Origin of the sequence: Agrococcus jenensis (genome assembly GCF_003752465.1) — a bacterium.
Classification (GTDB): domain Bacteria; phylum Actinomycetota; class Actinomycetes; order Actinomycetales; family Microbacteriaceae; genus Agrococcus; species Agrococcus jenensis.
This window is the reverse complement of sequence record NZ_RKHJ01000001.1, coordinates 2,917,820-2,939,165: the sequence shown is the minus strand read 5'-3', so window position 1 is coordinate 2,939,165 and position 21,346 is coordinate 2,917,820. Positions and strand designations below refer to the sequence as shown.

Sequence of the window (21,346 nt, the reverse complement as noted above, 5' to 3'; positions counted from 1 at the left end):
GCGCGCCGCCGGGTCGCGTCAGCGCGCGCGCACCTCGCGCATCCACGCCTCGACCTGGTCGGCCGTGCGGGGGATCGCGCCGGAGAGGTTCCGGGCGCCGTCGGCCGTGACGACGATGTCGTCCTCGATGCGGATGCCGATGCCGCGCAGCTCCTCGGGCACGGTGAGGTCGTCGGCCTGGAAGTAGAGGCCGGGCTCGATCGTGAAGACCATCCCCTCGCGCACGATGCCGTCGTGGTAGAAGTCGCGGCGCGCCTGCGCGCAGTCGTGCACGTCGAGGCCGAGGTGGTGGCTCGTGCCGTGCACCATCCAGCGCCGGTGCAGCTGCTGGTCGGGCTCGAGCGACGCCTCCGCCGAGATCGGCAGCAGCCCCCACTCCGCGGTCCGGCGCGCGATCACCTCCATCGCGGCGGCGTGCACCTCCTTGAAGACGATGCCCGGCCTCACGATCGCGAAGGCGGCGTCGGCCGCCTCGACGACGGCGTCGTAGACGCGCCGCTGCACCTCGGTGAATGCGCCCGAGATCGGCAGGGTGCGGGTGATGTCGGCTGTGTAGAGGCTGTCGACCTCGACGCCCGCGTCGAGCAGGATGAGGTCGCCCTCCCGGACGGCGCCGTCGTTGCGCGTCCAGTGCAGGTAGCAGGCGTGGTGACCGGATGCCGCGATCGTGTCGTAGCCGACGGCGTTGCCGTCGAGCCGCGCGCGGCGGTGGAAGGCGCCCTCGACGACGCGCTCGCCGAGCTCGTGGCGGGTGGCGAGCGCGAGGTCGGCGATGACGTCGTCGAAGCCGCGCGCGGTCGCGTCGACCGCGGCCTGCACCTCGGCGACCTCCCAAGCGTCCTTCACGAGCCGCAGCTCGCTGAGGTCGCGCGCGAGCGTGTCGCCGTCGGGGTTCGCGCCCTCGACGCGCGCCTCGACGGCGGGGTCGGCGCCGGTCACGACGAGCGCGGTGCCGCCGCCGGTCAGGGCGGCGTCCAGCTCGGCGAGGTCGGCGGTCGCGACGCCGAGGTCGGCCGCGACGTGCTCGAGCGAGGGCCGGGGACCGACCCAGAACTCGCCGATCGCCGGGTTCGCGTAGAACTCGGTCGTGCCGCGACCGGCGGGACCGCGGAAGTACAGCGTCGCCTCGTGGCCGTCGCCGGCCGCCGGCTCGAGCACGAGCACCGAGTCGGGTTCGGCGTCGGAGCCCCAGCCGGTGAGGTAGGTGAAGTCGGCGTGCGCGCGGAACGGGTAGTCGGTGTCGTTCGAGCGCACCTTGAGCGACCCCGCCGGGATCACGAGGCGCACGCCGGGGTGCATCGCCGAGAGCCGCGCGCGGCGCTCGGCGGCGGGGCCGGCGGCGGCGCGCGGCGCGGGCGTCGTCGCCTCGCGCTCGGCCCAGCCGGACTGGATGTGCTCCGTGAACGCCGACGACGTCGGGGTCGTCGATCGGTTGGTCGTGCTCTGCGTCGTCGCCTGGTCACTCATGCCCGCCATCATCCCACCGAGGCGAGGTCGGTGGCGGCGGATGCCTCAGCCGCGCACCGAGGGCGGGTTGCGGTCGGCGTAGAGCGCGGCGAAGAAGCCGAGCGTCGTGCCGTCGGGGTCGGGACCGCGCTCCTTGAACTCGTCGAGCAGCGCGAGCAGCCGCCGCTCGAACTCCTCGCGGTGCGCGTCGTCGATCTTCAGCCCCATCCAGGTCGCGTCGAGCTGGTCGGGCGCGAGCCCCTCGATCTGCTGCAGGAACGTCTCGACGAGCACGGGGGAGCCCTCGGGCATCGACGTGCGCCACGAGAGCCCGGTCGCGCGGTAGGGCACCTCGCGCGCACCGCCGGCGCCGGCGCGCTCGGGCTCGGCCGCGAGGAAGCCGGTCTGCACGAGCGTGCGCACGTGGTGGAGCATCGTGCCGGGGTTGACGCCCAGCAGCTCGGCGAGCTCCTTGTTCGTGCGCGACTCGAACGCGCACAGCCGCAGCGCTCGGAGCCGCAGCGGCGAGCTGAGGGCCCGCGCCATCGCCTGCGCGCGAGCGTCGGGATCGTCGGCCCGCAGCTCGATCCGGTCGTCGCCCATGCCGTCACCCTACGCGAGCGATTGACAGATCTCAATCGAGCGCGCACACTGATCGACATGTCTCGATCGGAAGCCGTCGGGGAGCGCGCGGACCGCTCGCTCTGGCGCGACGGCAACTTCCTCACCCTCTGGAGCGGCCAGGCGCTCGCGCAGCTCGGATCGCAGGTCGCCGAGCTCGCGATCCCGGTGCTCGCGGTGCTGCTGCTCGGCGCGAGCGAGCTCGAGGTCGGGTTCCTGAACGCCGCGGGCGTCGCCGCGTTCCTCGTCGTCGGGCTGCCCGCGGGCGCCTGGATCGACCGCATGCGCAAGCGCCGGGTGATGATCTGGGCGGATGCCGTGCGCGCGGTCGCGCTCGGCGTCGTGCCGCTGCTGTGGTGGGCCGGCCTGCTCGAGATGTGGCACCTCTACGCCGTCGCGCTCGTGGTCGGGGTCGCCACCGTCTTCTTCGACGTGTCGTACCAGAGCCTCATCCCGTCGCTCGTCCGGCCCGGCCAGATCGCCGAGGCGAACGGCAAGCTCGAGGCGACCTACCAGGTGGCGAACATCGGCGGTCCCGCGGTCGGCGGCTGGCTCATCGGCATCGTCGCCGCGCCGTTCGCGATCCTCGCCACGGTCGGCACCTACGTCGCATCGTTCGTCGCGCTGCTGCTCACGCGCGACCACGAGGAGCCGCGCGCCGCCGACGACCGCGGGCCGATCCTGCAGGAGATCGGCGAGGGCCTGCGCTGGGTGTTCGGCAACCGGCTGCTGCGCCGCATCGTCACGACGACCGCCGTCTTCAACCTCTCGAGCACGCTGTCGTTCACCCTGCTGCCCATCTTCCTGCTGCGCGAGCTCGGGCTCAGCCCCGCCGCGATGGGTGTGATCTTCTCGCTCGGGGCGATCGGCGGGCTCGCCGGCGCGGTCGCGACGCCCCACATCGTGCGCCGCATCGGCGAGGCGCGCGCCATCCCGGCGAGCGGGATCGCGTTCAGCGTCGTCGCGTGCCTGCTGCCGCTCGCGGCCACGTTCCCGGCGGTCGCGTTCCCGCTGCTCGTGGCGCAGTCCTTCGTCGCGAGCTTCACCGTGCTGCTCTACAACATCACGCAGCTCACCTTCCGCCAGCGCATCACGCCCACCCGGCTGCTCGGCCGCATGAACGCCTCCATCCGCTTCTGCGTCTGGGGCGTGATGCCGATCGCGGCGCTCGCGGCGGGCGTGCTCGGCACCTGGCTCGGCGTCGTCCCGACCATGTGGATCGGCGCGGTCGGGCAGGTGGTCTCGGCGCTGTTCGTCGTCATCGGCCCGTTCTGGGCGCTCCGCGAGCTGCCCGACGCGGCGGCCTGACCGGGCGGCGCGACGCAGGACAGGCTCAGGCGGCGCGCCGTACCCTCGTGGGATGCATGTGCCGACCCCCGCTGGCCTCGCCGAGTGGCGCGAGGTCGCCGACACCGCGGTCGACGGCGCCGTCGCCTCCCACGTGGACGGCGATCACGTGCTGCTGCTGCGCCGCTGGCGGCGCGAGGGAGCGCCGATCGTGCTGCTCGTGCACGGGATCGGCATGGGGCAGCAGTACTTCGGGCTGCTGCGCGAGGCGCTCTCGGCCGAGCTCGACGTCATCGCCCTCGACCTCCCCGGCTTCGGGTCGTCGCCGGAGCCGGCCGAGAGCATGCCGATGCCGGAGCTCGCCGACTTCGTCGCCGACGCCCTGCGCGGCATCGTCGGCGAGCCGGTGATCGCGCTCGGCCACTCGATGGGCACCCAGGTGGTCGCCGAGCTCGCCGCGCGGCACCCCGAGGTCGTCGACCGCGTCGTGCTCATCGCGCCCACCGTCAACCCGCGCGAGCGCAGCGGCTGGCAGCAGGCGTGGCGGCTGCTGCAGGACCTCGCGAACGACCCGCCCATCGTCGCGCTCGTCGGCGCGCGCATGTACGCCCAGACCGGGCTGCGCTGGTACCTGCGGAAGCTGCGGTCGATGCTCGCGCACGACCTGCGCGACGTGCTGCCGCGCGTGCTCCAGCCGACGCTCGTCATCCGCGGCGAGGAGGACAGGGTCGTGCCGGAGGACTGGGCCGCCGAGGTGTGCGGCCTGCTGCCGGACGCCGAGCTGCGGATCGCGCGCGGCAAGGGCCACGAGGCGATGGTGACCGGCGCCGAGCCGGTCGCGCGCATGGTGATGGAGTTCGCGGCATGAGCGCGCAGCGCCCGCGGCCGAGCGCGCGGCTCATGCCCGGGGAGGCCCTCGTCTGGGCGGGGGACTACCGCTTCGCGGCGATGCAGCACGTGCGCTCGTGGTTCGACCGCCGGCCGCCGTCGCTCACCGGTCCTGCGGATGCGCGCGTCCACGTCGTGCTCGTGCCCGGCGTCGTCGAGCGGTGGCACTTCATGGAGCCGCTCGCGAAGCACCTCGTGCACGCGGGGCACGCGGTGCACTTCGTGCCGGAGCTCGACCGCAACCTCGCGCCGGTGCTCGAGTCGGCGCCGATCGTGCGCGACGTGGTCGACCGCGTCGCCGCCGAGCATCCGCACGCCAGGATCGTGCTCGTCGGCCACTCGAAGGGCGGCCTCATCGGCAAGCGCGTGCTCGTCGACCGCGCCCTCGAGCCCGACGAGCCGCAGCCCGACGGGCTCGTCGCGCTCGCCACCCCCTTCGCCGGCTCGGCGCGGGCGCGCTTCATCCCGGGCACGTGGGTGCGCGAGCTCGACGCGTCGAGCGAGGTGCTGCTCGCGCTCGCCGCGGAGCGCGTCGCGGATGCGCGCATCCGCGTGATCCTGCCGCGCATCGACCCGCACATCCCGGGCAACGAGATCCCGGAGGGGATGCAGGGCGTGCGGCTGCGCGCGAGCGGCCACTTCCGGCCGCTCGCCACCCGGGAGGCGGCCGAGGCCGTGCTCGACGCGATCCGCGCGCTCACGAGCGACGCGCGGCCGGAGCCCGGAGCGGAGCTGCGCGAGGCGGTGCGCGACACGGCGGACGACGCCGAGCCCGGCGGGGCCGACCGCTAGCCGGTCCTCCGCAGCTGCACGAGGACCGGCCGGTGGTCGGTGCCGGCGCTGTCGAGCCCGGTGAGCACCCGCGCGGCGACCGGCTCCCAGTCGGGCGTGGCGACGACGTGGTCGATCTGCGCGCCGAGCCACGACGGCGCCCACGTCGGCCAGCTGCCGACCGCGCCCGCGCCGACCGCGCTCGCCGCGTCGCGGCACGTGCCGAGGTCGCCGCCGTCGACGCCGAGCGAGGCCCAGTGGTCGAGCGTGGAGTTGAAGTCGCCCGCCATCACGACCGAGGACGAGCCGTCGCAGAGACCCGCGACGAACTCGAGGTCGGCGCGCCAGTTGCGCATCTGCTGCGGCACGGGCGCGACCGGGTGCGTCGACACGAGCACGGGGCCCTCGCCGTCGTCCGGTCGCGCGACGACGGTGGGCAGCGTGCGCGTGCCGCCGACGGAGCCGTCGGTCGTGTACTCGCCGAGCGCCGCCGAGATGAGCAGCGTCGTGTTGAGCGCGCCGTACGAGGGGGAGTAGTCGGTCGTGTGCACCCAGAACGGGTTGCCGCGCTCGCGCAGCAGCTCCGCGACCCCGACGCCGAGCGGCAGCGTCGTCTCGGGCAGCATCACGACATCCGCCCCGGTCTCGTCGATGATGCGCGCGACCTCCTCGGCGCCCGGCTCGTCGCCGAGCGTGTTCCAGGTGAGCACCACGAGGTCGCCCCCGTCGCCGTCGATCGTCTGGCCGTCATCGAGACCGCGGGATGCGTGGACGCCGCCGGAGACGAGCGCGAAGACGAGCAGCATCGAGACGACGCCGAGCACGAAGGGCCGCACGCGCCGCCAGCCGACGAAGCAGAGGAAGACGATCGCCAGCACGAGCGCGATGCCGACCACGCCGATCCGCATCGACACGACCTGGGCGACGACCGGCGCCTGCTCGAGGCCGAGCGCCTGCGGCCACGCGGCGATCAGCAGGCACGCCGCGATGACGATGGCGAGCAGCCAACCGAGGATCGCGAGCACATCGGGAGCGTAGGACACCGATCGATGCGAGGCCTGTGGAGCGCGTCCCCCGACCGGCCGGAATAGGCTGGCCGGATGGACGACGACTGGGTGCGCAGGGGTCCGATCGACCTGCACGCGCACTCCCGCGAGTCGGACGGCACCGATGCGCCCGGCGACGTCGTGCGGGCCGCCGCCGCGGCGGGGCTCGGCGTCGTCGCGCTCACCGACCACGACACGGTCTCGGGCTGGCAGGAGGCGGCCGACGCCGCGATGGAGACGGGCGTCGCGCTCATCCCGGGCGTCGAGTTCTCGTCGCAGATCGGCCCGGCGAGCGTGCACGTGCTCGGCTACCTGCTCGACCCCGTCTCGGCCGCGTTCGTGGGGGAGCGGGAGCGCATCCGGCTCGAGCGCGTCGAGCGCGCCGAGCGGATGGTGCGCGCGATCGGCCGCGACTACCCGCTCACGTGGCGGCACGTCGAGGAGCACTCGGCGCCCGGGGCCACGATCGGCCGCCCGCACATCGCCGATGCGCTCGTGACCCTCGGGATCGTGCCCGACCGGTCGGCGGCGTTCGAGGGCATCCTGCACTGGCAGGGCGGCTACTACCAGCCGCACCACGCGCCGCACCCGGTCGACGCGATCCGCATCATCGCGGATGCCGGCGGCGTCGCGGTGCTCGCGCACCCCGCGGCACGCGGCAGGCCCGTCATGCGGATGGGCGTGCTCGGCGAGCTCGTCGACGCCGGCCTCGACGGCGTCGAGATCTGGCACCGCGACAACGACGCGCGCTCGCAGCGGGAGCTGCTGGTCGACGCCGAGCGCCTCGGGCTGCTCGTCACCGGCTCGAGCGACTACCACGGGTCCGGCAAGCCCAACGTGCTGGGCGAGCACACGACCGAGCCGGCGGTGCTCGCCGAGATCGTGCGGCGCGCGACCGGCTTCGCGCCGGTCGTGCCCGCGCCCTAGCCGCGCGCGACGGGGTCTTGACAGCCCACTTGCATTTTGCAAGCATCAGCGGCATGAGCCTCTTCATCACCTGCCCGGTCCAGAGCGTCGAGCGCGCGACCGCCTTCTACACGGCCATCGGCTGGACCCTCAACGCCGAGATGTCCGACCACAACGTCTCGTGCTTCCAGATCGCGCCCGAGCAGTACGTCATGCTCGGCAGCCGCGAGATGTACGCGAGCGTCGGCGGCGTCGAGTCGGTCATCGGCGGTCCCGACACCCCGTCGAAGGTCACGGTCTCGTTCGACCTGGGGAGCCGCGAGGCGGTCGACGAGCTCGTCGAGCGCGCCGGCGCCGCGGGCGGCCGGATCGGCGACACCGACGACTACCCCTTCATGTACCAGCGCCAGTTCGACGACCCCGACGGCTACCACTACTCGCCGTTCTGGATGAAGCCGGACGCAGCCGCCGACGCGTGAGCGACCTCGCGGCCGCCCTCGACGTCGTCGGCGCGCGCTGGGCGCTGCGGATCGTCGAGCGGCTGCTCGACGGGCCGCAGCGCTACGGCGACCTCCAGCGCGACCTCGGCGTGCCGACGAACATGCTCGCGACCCGGCTGCGCGAGCTCGAGGAGGCCAGCGTGCTGGCCCGGCTGCCGCTCACGCACAACACCCGGGCCTACGCGCTCACCGAGCGCGGGCTCGCGCTCCGGGAGGCGATCGACGCGCTCGGGCGCTGGGGCGCCGAGCTCGACGAGGTCAGCGCTGCGTCGGCCCCGGACTAGCTCTGCGCGGGCGGCGTCGAGCCGCCCGAGCGGCTGCGCCGGCGCCGGCGACGCGTCGGCGACGCGTTGCCGTCGTGGTGCTCGTTGCCGCCGCCGTCGTGCGTGCCGCGCCCCTCGGCGACCGGTCCATCCGTCGTCGGGGCAGCGCCCTCGGCGCCGCGACCGCGTCCGCCGCGGCTGCGGCGACGACCGCCCTCGCCGTCGCTGCTGCGCTGGCTCTCGCCGCCGCGCTGGCCCTCGCCGCCGCGGCCGCGCTCGGAGCGGCCACCGGGCGCGACGCCCTCGCGCTTCGCCTCCTTGTTGGGAGGCGTCGCGTGCAGTCGGCCCTTCACGCCCTGCGGGATCTTCAGGTCGGTGTAGAGGTGCGGGCTCGACGAGTACGTCTCGACCGGCTCGGGGCGACCGAACTCCAGCGCGCGGTCGATGACCGACCACTTGTGGAGGTCCTCCCAGTCCACGAAGGTCACGGCGATGCCGGTGCGACCGGCGCGGCCGGTGCGGCCCACGCGGTGCAGGTACGCCATCTCGTCCTCGGGGATGGTGTGGTTGATGACGTGCGTCACGTCGTCGACGTCGATGCCGCGGGCCGCGACGTCGGTGGCGATGAGCACATCCTTCTTGCCGGCCTTGAACGACGCCATGGCGCGCTCGCGCGCCTCCTGGCTCATGTCGCCGTGCACGGCCGCGGCCTGGAAGCCGCGGTCGATGAGCTCCTCGGTGATGCGCGCGGCGGCGCGCTTCGTGCGGGTGAAGACCACGGTCTTGCCGCGGCCCTCCGCCTGCAGGATGCGCGCGATGACCTCGTCCTTGTCGAGCGCGTGCGCCCGGTAGACGACGTGCTCGATGTTGGCCTGCGCGATGGTGTCGTCGACGTCGGTCGCGCGGATGTGCAGCGGGCGCGCCATGAAGCGGCGGGCGAGCGCGACGACCGGTCCCGGCATGGTGGCCGAGAACAGCATCGTGTGCCGCACGGCCGGCACCTTCGAGAAGATCTTCTCGACGTCCGGCAGGAAGCCCAGGTCGAGCATCTTGTCGGCCTCGTCGAGCACGATCTCCTTGACGTTGGAGAGGTCGAGGATGCGCTGCTGCGAGAGGTCGAGGAGGCGGCCGGGCGTGCCGACGACGATCTGGGCGCCGGCCTTCAGCTGCTCGATCTGGCCCTCGTAGGCCTTGCCGCCGTAGATGGAGACGATGGTCGTCGGACGGTTGGAGGTGATGATCTCCATGTCCTCGGTGACCTGCACGGCGAGCTCGCGCGTGGGGACGACGATGAGCGCCTGGACGCCGGCGGGCGGCTCCGCACCGAGCCGCTGCGCGAGGGGGAGGCCGAACGCGAAGGTCTTGCCGGTGCCGGTCTTCGCCTGGCCGATGATGTCCTGGCCGGAGAGCGCGAGCGGGATCGTCTGCGTCTGGATGGGGAAGGGCTCGAGGATGCCGCGGTCGGCGAGCGCCTGGACCATGTCGGCGTCGATGTTGAGGTCTTGGAAAGTCAAGGGAGTGTTCCACCTGTTCGGGTTGCTCCGACCAGCCTACCCGCGGCATGCGTGGGCGGGGTGTTCCGCGCCCCTAGACTCCTCACCGTGGTGAAGTGGTTCGACCGGACGCCGCGCGACGTCACGCGCCAGCTGCTCCGTCAGCATCGCGTGCCGGTCGTGGGCGACCGCGTGCTGCTCTCGGACGTGCGTCCCGCGCTCGCGCCCTTCGTCGGCCAGGCGCTCGGCCTCGAGCTCGAGCTCGTCGCGAAGGCCGGCCGCGTGCTCGCGGAGGCGCCATCGCTCGAGTCGCGCGTCGCGCTCGCCGAGGTCGTCCGCATCCACGCCGCCCGGGCCGGCGCGTTCGCGCGCATCCTCGAGGGCGAGCACGTCGACGCGGAGGAGGCGATGCGCCCCTTCGCCGAGACGACCCGCTCCTTCGCCGACGCGATCGCCGGGGCCGACTGGTACGAGCAGGTGCTCGCGCTGCACGTCGCGAGCGGGCTGCTCGTCGACTTCTTCGTCTCGATCGCGCCCGGCCTGCCGGAGGACGACCAGGACGCCATGCTGCGCGCGCTGCGCAGCGAGACCACGCATCCGCACCTCGTGCACCTGCTGCAGCGGGCGATCGTCGCGACGCCGCGGCTCTCCGACCGGCTGGCCGTGTGGGGGCGCCGGATCGTGGGGGATGCGCTGCTGCAGATGTACCTGGCGGTCAACGGCCCCGACGACTCCGGTCGCGCGGTGCCGAGCCAGCCGCGGCTCGAGCCCGCGTTCAACGACATCGTCGCGTCGCACACCCGCCGCATGGACGAGCTGGGCCTCACGGCCTGAGCGCCTGACCGGGTCGGGCCGCGCGGGTCAGGCCGCGCGGGTCAGCTGCGCGAGGTAGGCGGCGTCGGCCTTGGCGCGGCGCGGGGGGAGCACGCGCGGCAGCACGAGCGCCACGGCGAGCGCCGCCGCGAGGCTCGCGATCCAGAGCCAGCCGTTGTCGTTCGCGAGCCCTGCAAGCCGGAGGATCGTCCAGACGATGCCGGCGGCCGCGGCGGAGGCCGCGGGGTTGAGGAAGAGCCCCACCCACTGCCTGCCGGGCAGCAGGTACCGCGCGGTCAGGCCGATCGCCGCGCCGATGACCATCGGCACCAGGACGAGGATGGGCATCAGGCCACGAAGCCGATCTTGCGCGTCGTCTCGCTGCCGATCTCGACGTAGGCGATCTGCGCGCTCGGCACGAGGTACCGGCGGCCCTTCGCGTCGTCGAGCGTGAGGTGACCGGCGCCGAGCGCGGCGATGACGGCGGACTCGATCTCCTGCGCCGTCTGCGCCGAGTCGAACGCGATCTCGCGGGGCGAGTCCTTGATGCCGATGCGGATGTCCATGGCCTCAGGATAGGCGATGCCGGCCGGGCGATCGGCCGCGTCCGCCGAGGGCGAAGCGCCGCCGCCCGGAGCGGCTCCCGGCCGTGTCGGCGGCCGCCGCTACCGTGGCGTCGTGCTCGACCTGCTGCCCCTCGCCGACGCGATCGCCGACCTGCCGGAGGCGTCCGGCGCCGAGCCCGCCGACCCGGCCGGCGCGGCCCTCGACCCCTCGCAGCGCGCGGTGCTCGCCCTCGACCGGCGGGCGTCCGCGATCGTGCTCGGCGTCGCGGGCTCCGGCAAGACGACGACGCTCGTCGAGCTCGCCGCCGACCGGCTCGCGCGGGGCCTCGACCCGGCGTCGCTGCTCGTCGTCGCGGGCTCCCGGCAGGCGGCGACCGCGCTCCGCGACCGGCTCGCGCAGCGCACCGCGCTCGTCACGCCCGGGCCGCTCGCGCGCTCGATGCCGTCGTTCGCGCACGCGCTGCTGAGCGCCGCGGCCCTCGCCGACGAGCGGCCCGTGCCGCAGCTGCTCTCGGGCGCCGAGCAGGACCGCATCATCGCCGCGATGCTCGCCGGCCACGCCGACGACGCCGCGGCCGGCATCGCGACCGGCCCCGAGTGGCCGCCGCACCTGCACGACGAGGTGCGCGAGCAGGCGGGCTTCCGCGCCGAGCTGCGCGAGCTGCTCGCGGCCGCGCAGGAGCGGGGGATGGACGCGGCCGACCTCGCCGCGCTCGCCGCGGCGCGCGAGGTGCCCGAGTGGGCCGCCGCCGCGCGGTTCCTCGACGAGCTCGAGCGGCTCCAGCGGCTCGAGCGCCGCGGCGCCGAGGCGCTGACCGCCGCGTCGCTCCTGCGCCGCGCGGCGACGGCGATCGCCGAGACGACGGTGCCGCTCCCGAGCCTCGTGCTCGTCGACGACGCGCAGGAGCTCACCGAGGGCGCCGTCGTCGTGCTCGAGGCGCTCCGGTCGCGCGGGGCGTCGGTGATCGCCTTCGGCGACCCCGACACGACCACCGGCGGCTTCCGCGGCGCCGACCCGGCGCTGCTCGCCGCGCTGCCCGCGCGGCTCGGCTTCGCGCGGCAGCCAGGGCACCGGCTCGAGCTCGCGGTCGACCACCGCCACGGCGAGCGGGTGCGCGCGTTCATCGCGACGTCGGTCGAAGGGATCGGCACCGCGGGCGCCGGGACGCACCGCCGCGCCGCCGCGCGCGCGACGCCGGGCGGCGACGAGCTCGAGCTGCACCTCGCGCAGTCCATCGACGAGCAGGCGCGCCGCATCGCGCGCCTCATCCACGAGCGCCGGGCGCGGGGCGTCGCGTTCGACGACATCGCCGTCATCGCCCGCACCGGGCGAGCGGCCGCCGAGATGGGGTCGCTGCTCTCGGCGCTCGAGGTGCCGGTCGCCTCCGGCGGGCCGACGCGGCTGCGCGAGACCGAGGTGGTCGACGCGCTCGTGCGCGTGCTCGCCGTCGCCACAGGCCGTCGCGCGCTCGATGCGCAGCTCGCCGAGGAGCTGCTGCGCAGCGACCTGCTCGGGCTCGACGCGCTCGCGGTGCGGCGGCTCAAGCGCGCGCTCCGGCACCGCATCGTCGCGGCGGGCGGCGAGGTGCACGTCGCCGGTGCCGAGCTCGTGCGCGCCGCGATCGCGGCCGCCGTCGCCGGCGACCCGGCGCAGCTCGAGGGGCTCGCCGACGCGCGGCAGGGCGCCGCGGCCGCGCGGCGGCTCGCGCGCATGCTCGCCGACGCCGGGGCGCTGCTCGGCGCGACCGACCCGGCGGGCGCCGACCGCGTGCTGTGGGCGGTGTGGAGCGCCGCGGGCGTCGCCGACGGCTGGCGGCGCGCAGCGCTCGGCGGCACGACGGTCGAGCGCGCGCTCGCGAACCGCCGGCTCGACGCCGTCGTGGCGCTCTTCGACCAGGTGGCGCGGCTCATCGAGCGGCGGCCCGACGCCGACACCGGCGCGTTCGTCGACGCGTGGCTCGCGTCGAGCGTCGACGACGACTCGCTCGCGGCGCGCGCCGAGCGCTCGCGCGTCGCGATCGGCACGCCCGGCCAGCTCGTCGGGCGCGAGCTCGACACCGTGATCGTCGCCGGCCTGCAGGACGGCGTCTGGCCCAACCTGCGGCCGCGCGGCTCGCTGCTCGGCGCGAACCGCCTCGACGGCGACCCGAGCGAGGACGCCCGCGCCGGCGTGCTCCACGACGAGCTCCGCACGTTCGTCAAGACGGTCGCGAGCGCGCGCGCCGCCGTGCTGCTCACGGCCGTCGCGAGCGAGGACGAGCAGCCCTCGCCCTTCGTCGGCGGCATCGACCCGGAGCCCGCCCCGAGCAGGGACGACGGCTGGCACTCCCTGCGCTCCCTGGTGGCGAGCCTGCGACGGCGCGTGGTCGAGCGCCGCCCGGACGCCGAGCAGGCGGCGTCCGCGCTCCGGCGGCTCGCCGACGCCGGTGTGCCGGGCGCCGCGCCCGAGGAGTGGGCGGGCCTCACCGACGTCACGACGACCGAGCGGCTCGACGCGAGCGAGCAGGTGCGCGTGAGCCCCTCGGCGCTGCAGGGGCTCGTCGAGTGCGAGCTCTCCTGGGTCGTGGGCCGCATCGCGGGCAGCACCTCGAACCGGGCGGCGGCGCTCGGCACGATCGTGCACGACGCGGTCGAGCACGTCGACGCGACCGACGCGGCCGCGATCGAGGCGGCCGTCGACGCCCGCTTCGCCGAGCTCGCCCACCCCTCCGAGTGGGAGGCGGCCCAGCAGCGCGAGGAGGTCGTGCCGATGGCGGGCGCGCTCGCGGGCTACTTCCAGGTGCTGCGCGGCGCGGGCTGGACGATCGAGCGCGACGAGCGCGAGGCGCGCTTCTCCGTCGAGGTCGACGGCGCGGTGCTCTCCGGCGCGATCGACTGGATCGAGCACGGACCGTCGGGCGAGGTGCGCATCGTCGACCTCAAGACGGGCAAGCGCGTGCCGCAGGAGGTGCCCGGCCTCGGGAACCTGCAGCTGCGCGCCTACCAGCTCGCCGTCGCGCTCGGCGGCATCGAGGGCATCGAGGCGGGCGGCCGCACGTCCGCGCGGCTCGTGATGCCCAAGCTCGCGCGGCGCGACAAGACGGTCGACTCCGAGCCGTTCGACGAGGTGGCGGATGCGTTCCGCGCGCACATCCGCTCGGCCATCGACACCATGGGTGGCGCGACGTTCGTCGCGCGGCCGGAGCTGCACTGCAGCGGCGACTACAGCTTCGGCCAGTGCGCCATCCACGTCATCCCGGAGGTCACCGAGTGATCAGCGCCATCGAGATCACCGAGGCGATCGCCGCCGTGCGCGGGAGGGCGCCGCAGCGCCCGACCGAGGAGCAGGTCGCCGTCATCCAGGCGCCGGAGGAGCCGACGCTCGTGGTCGCGGGCGCCGGCAGCGGCAAGACCCACACGATGGCACAGCGTGTGCTGTGGCTCGTCGCCAACGGCAGCGTCGCGCCCGACGAGGTGCTCGGCCTCACGTTCACCCGCAAGGCGGCGCGCGAGCTCGGGGAGCGGCTGACCGCCGAGCTGCGCGCGCTCGGCGAGGCGGGGCTCGTCGACCCCGAGGTGGCGGCGACCCGGCGGCCCGTGGTGCAGACCTACAACTCCTTCGCGAGCGCGCTGTTCCGCGAGTGGGCGCTGCTGATCGGGCGCGATCCCGAGTCCGAGGTGCTCACCGACCCCGCCGCGTTCCTGCTCGCCCTCCGGGTGGCGCGCGCCTCCGACGACCTCCGGCTCGCCGCGCTCGGCCGCGCCGAGACCGTCGCCGACCGCGTCGTGCAGCTCGCCGGCACGCTCGGCGACCACCGCGTCTCGACCGACGAGCTGCGGCGCGGCCGCTACCCGGAGGGCTTCCAGGCGCTCCGCGCGCTGCCCACCGCCGACGAGCCGAAGGCCTTCCGCGCCGCGCACGCGAAGGCGATCGCGCAGGACGTCGAGCGGGTCTCGAGCCTCGAGCCGCTCGCCGACCTCGTCGACGCGTTCGACGACGCGAAGCGCCGCCGCGGCGCCGTGCAGTTCAGCGACCAGGTGTGGCTCGCGCTCGACGCCGTGAGCGCGCACGCGGGTGCCGTCGACGAGCTGCGCGCCCGCCACCGGGCGGTGCTGCTCGACGAGTTCCAGGACACCTCGGTGCTGCAGCTGCAGCTGATCCACGCGCTGTTCGACGGGTCGCCCGTGATGGCGGTGGGCGATCCCAACCAGGCGATCTACGGCTTCCGCGGCGCGAGCGCCGGCACGCTCGCGCTCTTCGCGCAGCGCTTCCGGGTCGAGCGCACGCTCACCCTCTCGACGAGCTGGCGCAACGACGAGGACGTGCTGCGGCTCGCCCACGCCGTCGCGACCCGGCTGCCCGAGCAGCCCGGCGTGCCCGTCAGGCGGCTCGCGGCGCGCGAGGGCGCCGGACCCGGCGACGTCGTCGTGCGGCACCTGCCGACGATCGAGGACGAGTCGCGCGAGCTCGCGCGGTGGCTGCGCTCCCACGGCGCCGGCGTCGCGGGCTCCGAGACCACCGCTGCCGTGCTCGTGCGCTCCCACGCGCAGGGCATCGAGCTCACGAGGGCGCTCCGCACCGAGGGCATCCGCGTGTTCCGCTCGGGCGGCGGCGGGCTGCTCGACGAGCCGGAGGTCGTCGACCTCGTCGCCGCGCTGCGCGTGCTCGGCCGGCCGGAGGAGGGGTCGAGCCTCGTGCGGCTGCTCGCCGGCAGCCGCTGGCGCATCGGCGTCGCCGACCTCGCGGCGCTCCAGCGGCGCGCGTCGATGCTCGCGAAGGCCGGGCTGAGCGACGAGCAGCGCAGCGCCGATCGGGGTGCGATCGCGCCGGAGGCGCACGTGTCGATCGTCGACGCGCTCGACGCGCTCGTCGACGTCCCGCGGCTCGAGGGTGCCACGGAAGCGGGGCTCGCGCGCATGCGGGAGGCCGGCGCGCTGCTGCGCGAGCTGCGCCGCCGCGCCGGGATGCCGCTGCCCGAGCTCGTGCGGAGCGTCGAGCAGGCGCTGCGGCTCGACATCGAGGTCGCGGCGAAGCGCCCGCACGCGCACGGCGCGCTCGACGCCTTCGCGCGCGAGGTGCAGGCGTTCACCGCCGCCGACGAGCGCGGCTCGCTCGAGGCGTTCCTCACCTACCTCGACGTGCTCGAGGCGGGGCGCGGCCCCGACGTGCCCGAGCCGGAGCCTGAGCCCGGCTGGGTGCAGGTGCTCACGATGCACGCCTCGAAGGGGCTCGAGTGGGACGTCGTGGCGCTGCCTCGGCTCGCCGCCGCGAAGCAGGACGACCAGCCGCTCGGCTGGCTCACGCACGCGACGCTGCCCTACCCGCTGCGGGGCGACGCCGACCTGCTGCCGCGCCTCGAGTGGCGGGGCCACGACACCCAGCTCGACTACGCGACGGCGCGCGAGCGGTACCTCGAGTCGCTCTGGGACCACTTCCAGTCGGAGGAGGACCGGCTCGCGTACGTCGGCGTCACCCGCGCGCGACGGGCGCTGTGGCTCTCCGGCGCGCAGTGGTACGGCATGGCCCGCACCCCCGCGAAGCCGAAGCGGCTGCTCGAGCTCGCCGCGGGTGCGATGGGTGCCGACCTGCTCGAGCCTCCCGCGAAGGGCGCCGAGAACCCGCTCGGCGACCGCAGCCCCTCGCTCGCGTGGCCGGTCGACCCGCTGGGTCCCCGGCGGCAGGCGATCGAGGGAGCCGCGGCCGCGGTGCACGTCGCGGACGCGTCGGCGCCGACGCCGTGGGACGACGCCATCGCGCTGCTGCTCGCCGACCGCTCGGCCACGCCGCTCGCCCTCCCCACCCGCATCGCCGCATCCGGCTTCAAGGACTGGGCGGCCGACCCGGTCGCCGTCGCGCAGCAGATCGCGCGGCCGATGCCGCAGGAGCCCTTCGCGGCGACGCGGCTCGGGACGCTCTTCCACGGCTGGGTCGAGCGGCGCGGCAGCGCGATCGGGCTCGGCGACGCCGTCGACGACGAGGCGCTCGACGAGGAGCTCGTGGGCATCGACGCCGACCGGCTCGAGCGGCTGAAGCGCACCTTCCTCGCCTCGCCCTACGGCGACCGCGAGCCCGCCGAGACCGAGCTCGAGATCCACCTGCCCCTCGCCGGCACGACGGTCGTGTGCAAGATCGACGCCGTCTACCGCGACGGGGAGCGGGCGACGGTCGTCGACTGGAAGACCGGCAGGCTGCCCTCCGGCGACGCCGACCTCGAGGCGCGGCAGCTGCAGCTCGCGCTCTACCGCGCCGCCTACGCGGCGCACGCGGGGCTCGACCCCGACCTGGTCGACGCGGAGCTCTACTTCGTCGAGCACGACCGCGTCGTGCGGCCGTCGCGCATCGAGTCGCTCGCCGAGCTCGAGGACCGCTGGCTGCGGGCGCAGCGGGCGGTCGCGGCGGCGTCAGCGGTCGGCTGAGGGCGCGCGGTCCGCGTCGTCGCCCGCGCCGTCGACCGGTCCGGTCTCGCCGAGGTACTGCTGCACGCCGGTGAGGTCCATCGTCTCGGGCTGGCTCGCGGCGATCGCGGCGCCCGGGTCGCGGTCGACGCGCTGCACGAGCGACGCGAGCATCCCGGACGCGTCGTCGACGACGGACCGGTCGCCCGAGTCGACGCCGTGCAGCAGCCATCGGGCCACGTCGAGCTCGGCGTGCAGCATCGCGCGCTGGCGCAGCTGGCGGTCGCCGATGCCGCGCGCGGCGGCGTGCGCGTCGAACGCCTCGTCGACGCTGCCGAACTCGTTCGAGCCGAGCAGGAACGCGAGGTCGCGCGCCGGGTCGCCGACGGCGAGCGCGTGCCAGCCGTCGATGCCGACGACGCGCGCGCCCTCGACGCGGAAGGCGGGCGCCTGCAGGTCGCCGTGCACGAGCGCGGGCTTGAACTGCCAGAGCCGGTCGTCCGAGAGGGCGCCCTCCCAGCGCTCGAGCAGCGCCGTCGGCACCGAGCCGGTCGCGGCAGCGCGGTCGAAGGTGTCGAGCAGCCGCTGCCGCAGCGCCTGCGCCGTCTCGTGCGGCAGGCCCGCGTCGGCGGCGACGGACGTCGGCAGCTCGTGGATGGCCGCGATCGCCTGGCCGACGCTCGTCGCGAGACCGGGACGGGCGGGGGAGATGTCCTGCAGCCGCATCGTCGCGCCGCCGAGGCGGGTGAGCACGAAGAGGGTCGAGCGGCCCGCCTCGGCGGTGCCGAGCGCGGACGGCACCTCGAACGGCAGCCGCGAGCGGGTCGCGAGCGTGAGCGCCGCCAGCGCCGCCGCGTGGGCCTGCGCGGTGCCGAGCGCCGCGACCGAGCGGGGGAGCACGATCTGCACGGTCTCGCCGTCGGCGAGGCGCGCGGCCACGACCGAGCGGTGCTCGTCGGAGCCGTCCTCGGTCGCCCCGACCACCGTCAGGCCGTCGACGGCGGTGGTGGCGAGCGCGGCTAGAGTGAAGGGGTTCGTGCTCATGGATGCCAGGCTAGGCCGCCCTCGACCGTCGGGGGCCGCGCCACGCGACGGAGGTGACGTGCAGGTTCCCCCGCTCGCCAGATCGGCCCTCGACCGCGACCACGCGTCCCGGCTCGCGCCGGATGCGGTCGACCGCGCCCTCGAGGACCCCTCGACCCGCGTCATCGCGGTCGCCGGCGATCGCGCGCCGGTGCGCGACGGCGCGCTCGTGCGCTTCGCCCCCGACGCGCTGCCCGCCGACGTCGAGCCGCTCGTGCCGCTCAGCTGGCTCGGCCGCGCGGCCGGCGCCGACGGCGCCGCCGGCGGGGTGATCCTGTCGATGCTCGTCGCCGAGCCCTTCGACGTGCCGGGCGCCGAGTGGCGCTCGCTCCGCGAGGTGGGTGCCGACCTCGACGACGCCGACGCCGGCGCGCTCGTGCAGGCGGTCGCGCTCGGCGTCTGGCAGCGCGAGAGCCACCACAGCCCGATCGACGGCAGCCCCGCCGACTTCGAGGAGTCGGGCTGGGTGCGCCGCGACGTCAACGGCGCAGCCCACTTCCCGCGCACCGACCCCGCGGTGATCGTGGCGATCCACGACCGGGCCGACGAGCGCATCCTGCTCGGCCACAACGCGGCGTGGCCCGAGGGTCGCTACTCGCTCATCGCGGGCTTCGTCGACCCGGGCGAGTCGCTCGAGGCCGCGGTCGTCCGCGAGGTGCGCGAGGAGACGGGGCTCGAGGTCGTCGAGCCGCACTACCTCGGCTCGCAGCCCTGGCCGTTCCCGCGCAGCCTCATGATCGGCTTCGAGTGCGTCGCCGACGACCCGGGCACCATCCGCCCCGACGGCGTCGAGATCCTCGACGTCCGCTGGTTCACGCGCGACGAGCTGCGGGCGGGCGCCGTGCAGCTGCCGGGCCGGACCTCGATCGCGTCGTGGATCCTCGACGCCTGGCTCGCGCGCGGCGCCCGACCCGCGTGACCGATCGCGTGCTGACCGACGCCGACCGCATCCTCGCCGGCCTCGACGAGCAGCAGCGCCAGGCGGCGACGACGCTCGGCGGCCCCGTCGCGATCCTCGCGGGCGCCGGCACCGGCAAGACGCGCGCGATCACGCACCGGATCGCCTACGGCGTCGCCACCGGCGAGCAGGCCGAGCACGCATCGCTCGCGCTCACGTTCACGAGCCGGGCGGCGGGGGAGATGCGCACGCGGCTCGCGCGCCTCGGTGCCGGCGGGGTGCAGGCGCGCACGTTCCACGCGGCGGCGCTCGCGCAGCTGTCGCACTTCTGGCCGCGGCTCACGGGCTCCGCGATGCCCCGGCTGCTGCCGCAGAAGGCGTCGCTGCTCGCCGACGCCGCGGCGCAGCTGCGCCTGCGGCTGCCGACGGCGCAGCTGCGCGACGCGGCCGGCGAGATCGAGTGGCGCAAGTCGCAGGCGATGACGATGGAGGACTACGGGCTGCAGGCCCGCATCCGTCCGATGCCGACCGGCATCGCGCCCGACGCGATGATCGACCTCCACATGGCCTACGAGCGCGTGAAGGACGAGCGGCGGCAGATCGACTTCGAGGACGTGCTGCTCGCGACCGCCGGCATGCTCGAGCGGGAGCCCGTGGTCGCCGACGAGGTGCGATCCCGCTACCGCCACTTCACCGTCGACGAGTACCAGGACGTCTCGCCCATGCAGCAGCGGCTGCTCGCCGCGTGGCTCGGCGACCGGCGCGACGTGTGCGTGGTCGGCGACCCCAGCCAGACCATCTACTCCTTCGCCGGCGCCGACCCGGCCAGCCTCAACCGCTTCGTCCACGACCACCCGGACGCCGAGGTCGTGCGGCTCGAGCGGTCGTACCGCTCGACCGCGGCGATCGTCGGCTGCGCGAACCGGCTCATGCGCGGGCGGGACGCGCTCACGCTCACGGCCGCGTCGGGCGAGCCGGGGCGGGAGCCGAGCGCGACCGTGCACGGCAACGACTCCGCGGAGGCCGCCGCGGTCGCCGCCGCGTGCCGCGCGCAGGTCGACGCCGGTGCCGACCCCGGCGACATCGCGGTGCTCACGCGCTTCCACGCGCAGGCCGGGCTGCTCGAGCAGGCGCTCGCGGGCGTCGGCCTGTCGTCGACGGTGCGCGGGTCGACGCGGTTCTTCGAGATCCCGGTGGTCAAGCGCGCCGTGCTCATGCTGCGGAGCGCGCCCGCCGACGGCCGGCCGGTGTTCCAGGCGGTCGCCGACATCGTCATGGGGCTCGGCTACTCCGCCTCGCCGCCCGCGACGCACGGCGAGGAGCGGGCGCAGTGGGATGCGCTGCACGCGCTCGTCACACTCGCCGAGGAGGCGGGCGGCACCGACCTGCCCGGCTTCGCGCGCGACCTCGAGCGGCGCGCGGCGACGGAGCACGAGCCGACGCTCGCGGCCGTGACGATCGCGACGATCCACGCCGCGAAGGGCCTCGAGTGGCCGCACGTGCACGTGATCGGCCTCGCCGAGGGGCTGCTGCCGGTCTCGCACGCGACGACGCTCGCCGAGATCGACGAGGAGCGCCGACTGCTCTACGTCGCCATCACCCGCGCGCAGCGGTCGCTCTCGCTGACCTGGGCGCGCCACTCCGGCCACGCCATCAGGCAGCCATCGCGGTTCCTGGCCGAGATCGGTGGGGGCAGCGCGCCCGGGAGCGCCGCAGCGCGCTGACCGAGGCGTCGCGCTGCCGGATGCGCGCGCCCCAGCCCGCTGGCAGCGCGTCGTCGGCCGCCCGGCGGAGGGCGCCGAGCACCGTGACGACCGTCTGCGCCGCCGCGATCGGGCTCGGCACGGGCGTCAGGTGGCCCGGGAGCAGCGCGCCGGCGTCCAGGCGAGCGGCGTCCTGCCGGGCGCAGCCCGCGCAGCCGGCGCCCGCGGGCACGAACGGCCCGACCTGCACCCAGACGTCGCCGACCACGACGGGCAGGTGCGCGAGCCCCGACGCCGCGAGCCGCTCGAGCTCCGCGTCCGGCAGCCGCCACGCCGCCACCGGCAGCACGAGCCCGTCGTCGCGCGCGGGATGGCCCGACAGCCGCACCGCGCGGTGCAGCGCGTCGGCGAGGGGGATGCGGCCCCGCACGCGCACCCCGAGCGCGGGCGGCGAGAGCTCGAGCGCCGGCCCGACCGCGCGGAGCAGCACGGCGGCCGGCTCGTCGCCCAGCAGGTGCTCGAGCTCGCGGCGCACGACCCCGCGCGTCAGCGCCGCGATGCCGAGGAGCGTCGGGTCGTCCGCGTCGAGCTCGGCGACCGGCTGCTGCGCCCCGATCGCGATGCGGTCGGGCGCGGTGCGGAAGACGGCGAGGTGCGGATCGAGGCGCAGCATGGCGGCATGGTGCG

At 75.4% G+C, this 21,346-nt stretch carries 19 protein-coding genes; 11 read left to right on the top strand and 8 right to left on the bottom strand.

The window, feature by feature from the left end; translation table 11 throughout:
• Positions 1–18: 18 nt before the first annotated feature.
• Together EDD26_RS14390 and EDD26_RS14385 are read right to left on the bottom strand one after the other, a co-directional pair.
• Positions 19–1,479 carry an aminopeptidase P family protein gene (locus EDD26_RS14390; RefSeq protein ID WP_425453455.1) on the bottom strand — a complete coding sequence of 487 codons (1,461 nt, stop codon included), beginning with the start codon at positions 1,477–1,479 and terminating at the stop codon, positions 19–21.
• 33 nt (positions 1,480–1,512) lie between these two features.
• A complete protein-coding gene (locus tag EDD26_RS14385; protein ID WP_123698325.1) occupies positions 1,513–2,049 on the bottom strand; it encodes a winged helix-turn-helix domain-containing protein in 537 nt (178 codons plus the stop codon).
• A gap of 57 nt (positions 2,050–2,106) precedes the next feature.
• Between EDD26_RS14385 and EDD26_RS14380 the strand changes: the two genes are divergently transcribed.
• From EDD26_RS14380 to EDD26_RS14370, 3 genes are read left to right on the top strand one after another with little or no spacing between them, the layout of a single operon-like run.
• Positions 2,107–3,375, top strand: a complete 1,269-nt coding sequence (locus EDD26_RS14380) for an MFS transporter (protein ID WP_123698324.1) — start codon at positions 2,107–2,109, stop codon at positions 3,373–3,375.
• A 52-nt stretch (positions 3,376–3,427) separates the two neighbouring features.
• The gene (locus EDD26_RS14375; RefSeq protein ID WP_123698323.1) at positions 3,428–4,222 is read left to right on the top strand and encodes an alpha/beta fold hydrolase; all 795 of its coding nucleotides are present in this window, start codon (positions 3,428–3,430) and stop codon (positions 4,220–4,222) included.
• Positions 4,219–5,034, top strand: a complete 816-nt coding sequence (locus tag EDD26_RS14370; RefSeq protein ID WP_123698322.1) for an esterase/lipase family protein — start codon at positions 4,219–4,221, stop codon at positions 5,032–5,034. The genes EDD26_RS14375 and EDD26_RS14370 overlap by 4 nt, the downstream gene beginning before the upstream one ends.
• Here the strand turns inward: EDD26_RS14370 and EDD26_RS14365 are convergent.
• The gene (locus tag EDD26_RS14365) at positions 5,031–6,038 is read right to left on the bottom strand and encodes an endonuclease/exonuclease/phosphatase family protein (protein WP_123698321.1); all 1,008 of its coding nucleotides are present in this window, start codon (positions 6,036–6,038) and stop codon (positions 5,031–5,033) included. The two genes, EDD26_RS14370 and EDD26_RS14365, sit on opposite strands and share 4 nt — an antisense overlap.
• Before the next feature lie 75 nt (positions 6,039–6,113).
• Between EDD26_RS14365 and EDD26_RS14360 the strand changes: the two genes are divergently transcribed.
• From EDD26_RS14360 to EDD26_RS14350, 3 genes are read left to right on the top strand one after another with little or no spacing between them, the layout of a single operon-like run.
• The gene (locus tag EDD26_RS14360) at positions 6,114–6,986 is read left to right on the top strand and encodes a PHP domain-containing protein (RefSeq protein ID WP_123698320.1); all 873 of its coding nucleotides are present in this window, start codon (positions 6,114–6,116) and stop codon (positions 6,984–6,986) included.
• A 53-nt stretch (positions 6,987–7,039) separates the two neighbouring features.
• Entirely contained in the window at positions 7,040–7,444 is a 405-nt protein-coding gene (locus EDD26_RS14355; RefSeq protein WP_123698319.1) for a VOC family protein, read from the top strand.
• The gene (locus tag EDD26_RS14350; RefSeq protein ID WP_123698318.1) at positions 7,441–7,749 is read left to right on the top strand and encodes a winged helix-turn-helix transcriptional regulator; all 309 of its coding nucleotides are present in this window, start codon (positions 7,441–7,443) and stop codon (positions 7,747–7,749) included. The genes EDD26_RS14355 and EDD26_RS14350 overlap by 4 nt, the downstream gene beginning before the upstream one ends.
• Here the strand turns inward: EDD26_RS14350 and EDD26_RS14345 are convergent.
• Entirely contained in the window at positions 7,746–9,242 is a 1,497-nt protein-coding gene (locus EDD26_RS14345; RefSeq protein WP_123698317.1) for a DEAD/DEAH box helicase, read from the bottom strand. The two genes, EDD26_RS14350 and EDD26_RS14345, sit on opposite strands and share 4 nt — an antisense overlap.
• 87 nt (positions 9,243–9,329) lie before the next feature.
• Here EDD26_RS14345 and EDD26_RS14340 point away from each other — a divergent pair, with 87 nt between their 5' ends.
• On the top strand, positions 9,330–10,055 hold the full coding sequence (locus EDD26_RS14340; RefSeq protein WP_170165651.1) for a ferritin-like fold-containing protein: 726 nt from the start codon (positions 9,330–9,332) through the stop codon (positions 10,053–10,055).
• Positions 10,056–10,082: 27 nt separating this feature from the next.
• Here the strand turns inward: EDD26_RS14340 and EDD26_RS14335 are convergent, their stop codons facing one another.
• Positions 10,083–10,382, bottom strand: a complete 300-nt coding sequence (locus tag EDD26_RS14335) for a hypothetical protein (RefSeq protein ID WP_123698316.1) — start codon at positions 10,380–10,382, stop codon at positions 10,083–10,085.
• Positions 10,382–10,600 carry a DUF3107 domain-containing protein gene (locus EDD26_RS14330; RefSeq protein ID WP_123698315.1) on the bottom strand — a complete coding sequence of 73 codons (219 nt, stop codon included), beginning with the start codon at positions 10,598–10,600 and terminating at the stop codon, positions 10,382–10,384. The genes EDD26_RS14335 and EDD26_RS14330 overlap by 1 nt, the downstream gene beginning before the upstream one ends.
• A 112-nt stretch (positions 10,601–10,712) precedes the next feature.
• On the opposite strand from EDD26_RS14330, the gene EDD26_RS14325 reads away from it, so the two are divergent.
• Together EDD26_RS14325 and EDD26_RS14320 are read left to right on the top strand one after the other, a co-directional pair.
• Positions 10,713–13,853, top strand: a complete 3,141-nt coding sequence (locus EDD26_RS14325) for a UrvD/REP family ATP-dependent DNA helicase (RefSeq protein WP_170165650.1) — start codon at positions 10,713–10,715, stop codon at positions 13,851–13,853.
• Positions 13,850–16,996: an ATP-dependent helicase gene (locus tag EDD26_RS14320; RefSeq protein WP_170165649.1), complete on the top strand. Its 3,147-nt coding sequence runs from the start codon at positions 13,850–13,852 to the stop codon at positions 16,994–16,996. Before EDD26_RS14325 ends, EDD26_RS14320 begins: the two co-directional genes overlap by 4 nt.
• On the opposite strand, the gene EDD26_RS14315 is transcribed toward EDD26_RS14320, so the two are convergent.
• Positions 16,982–18,019 carry a phosphotransferase gene (locus EDD26_RS14315; RefSeq protein WP_170165648.1) on the bottom strand — a complete coding sequence of 346 codons (1,038 nt, stop codon included), beginning with the start codon at positions 18,017–18,019 and terminating at the stop codon, positions 16,982–16,984. The two genes, EDD26_RS14320 and EDD26_RS14315, sit on opposite strands and share 15 nt — an antisense overlap.
• Positions 18,020–18,077: 58 nt before the next feature.
• Between EDD26_RS14315 and nudC the strand changes: the two genes are divergently transcribed.
• Both nudC and EDD26_RS14305 read left to right on the top strand, forming a co-directional pair.
• Positions 18,078–18,977 (top strand): NAD(+) diphosphatase, encoded by a 900-nt coding sequence (nudC, locus tag EDD26_RS14310; protein WP_245989954.1) that lies wholly within the window; start codon positions 18,078–18,080, stop codon positions 18,975–18,977.
• Positions 18,974–20,680 (top strand): ATP-dependent helicase, encoded by a 1,707-nt coding sequence (locus EDD26_RS14305; protein WP_245989951.1) that lies wholly within the window; start codon positions 18,974–18,976, stop codon positions 20,678–20,680. Before nudC ends, EDD26_RS14305 begins: the two co-directional genes overlap by 4 nt.
• Here the strand turns inward: EDD26_RS14305 and EDD26_RS14300 are convergent.
• Complete coding sequence (locus EDD26_RS14300; RefSeq protein WP_123698310.1) at positions 20,610–21,332, bottom strand: hypothetical protein; 723 nt, start codon at positions 21,330–21,332, stop codon at positions 20,610–20,612. The two genes, EDD26_RS14305 and EDD26_RS14300, sit on opposite strands and share 71 nt — an antisense overlap.
• Positions 21,333–21,346: the final 14 nt, after the last annotated feature.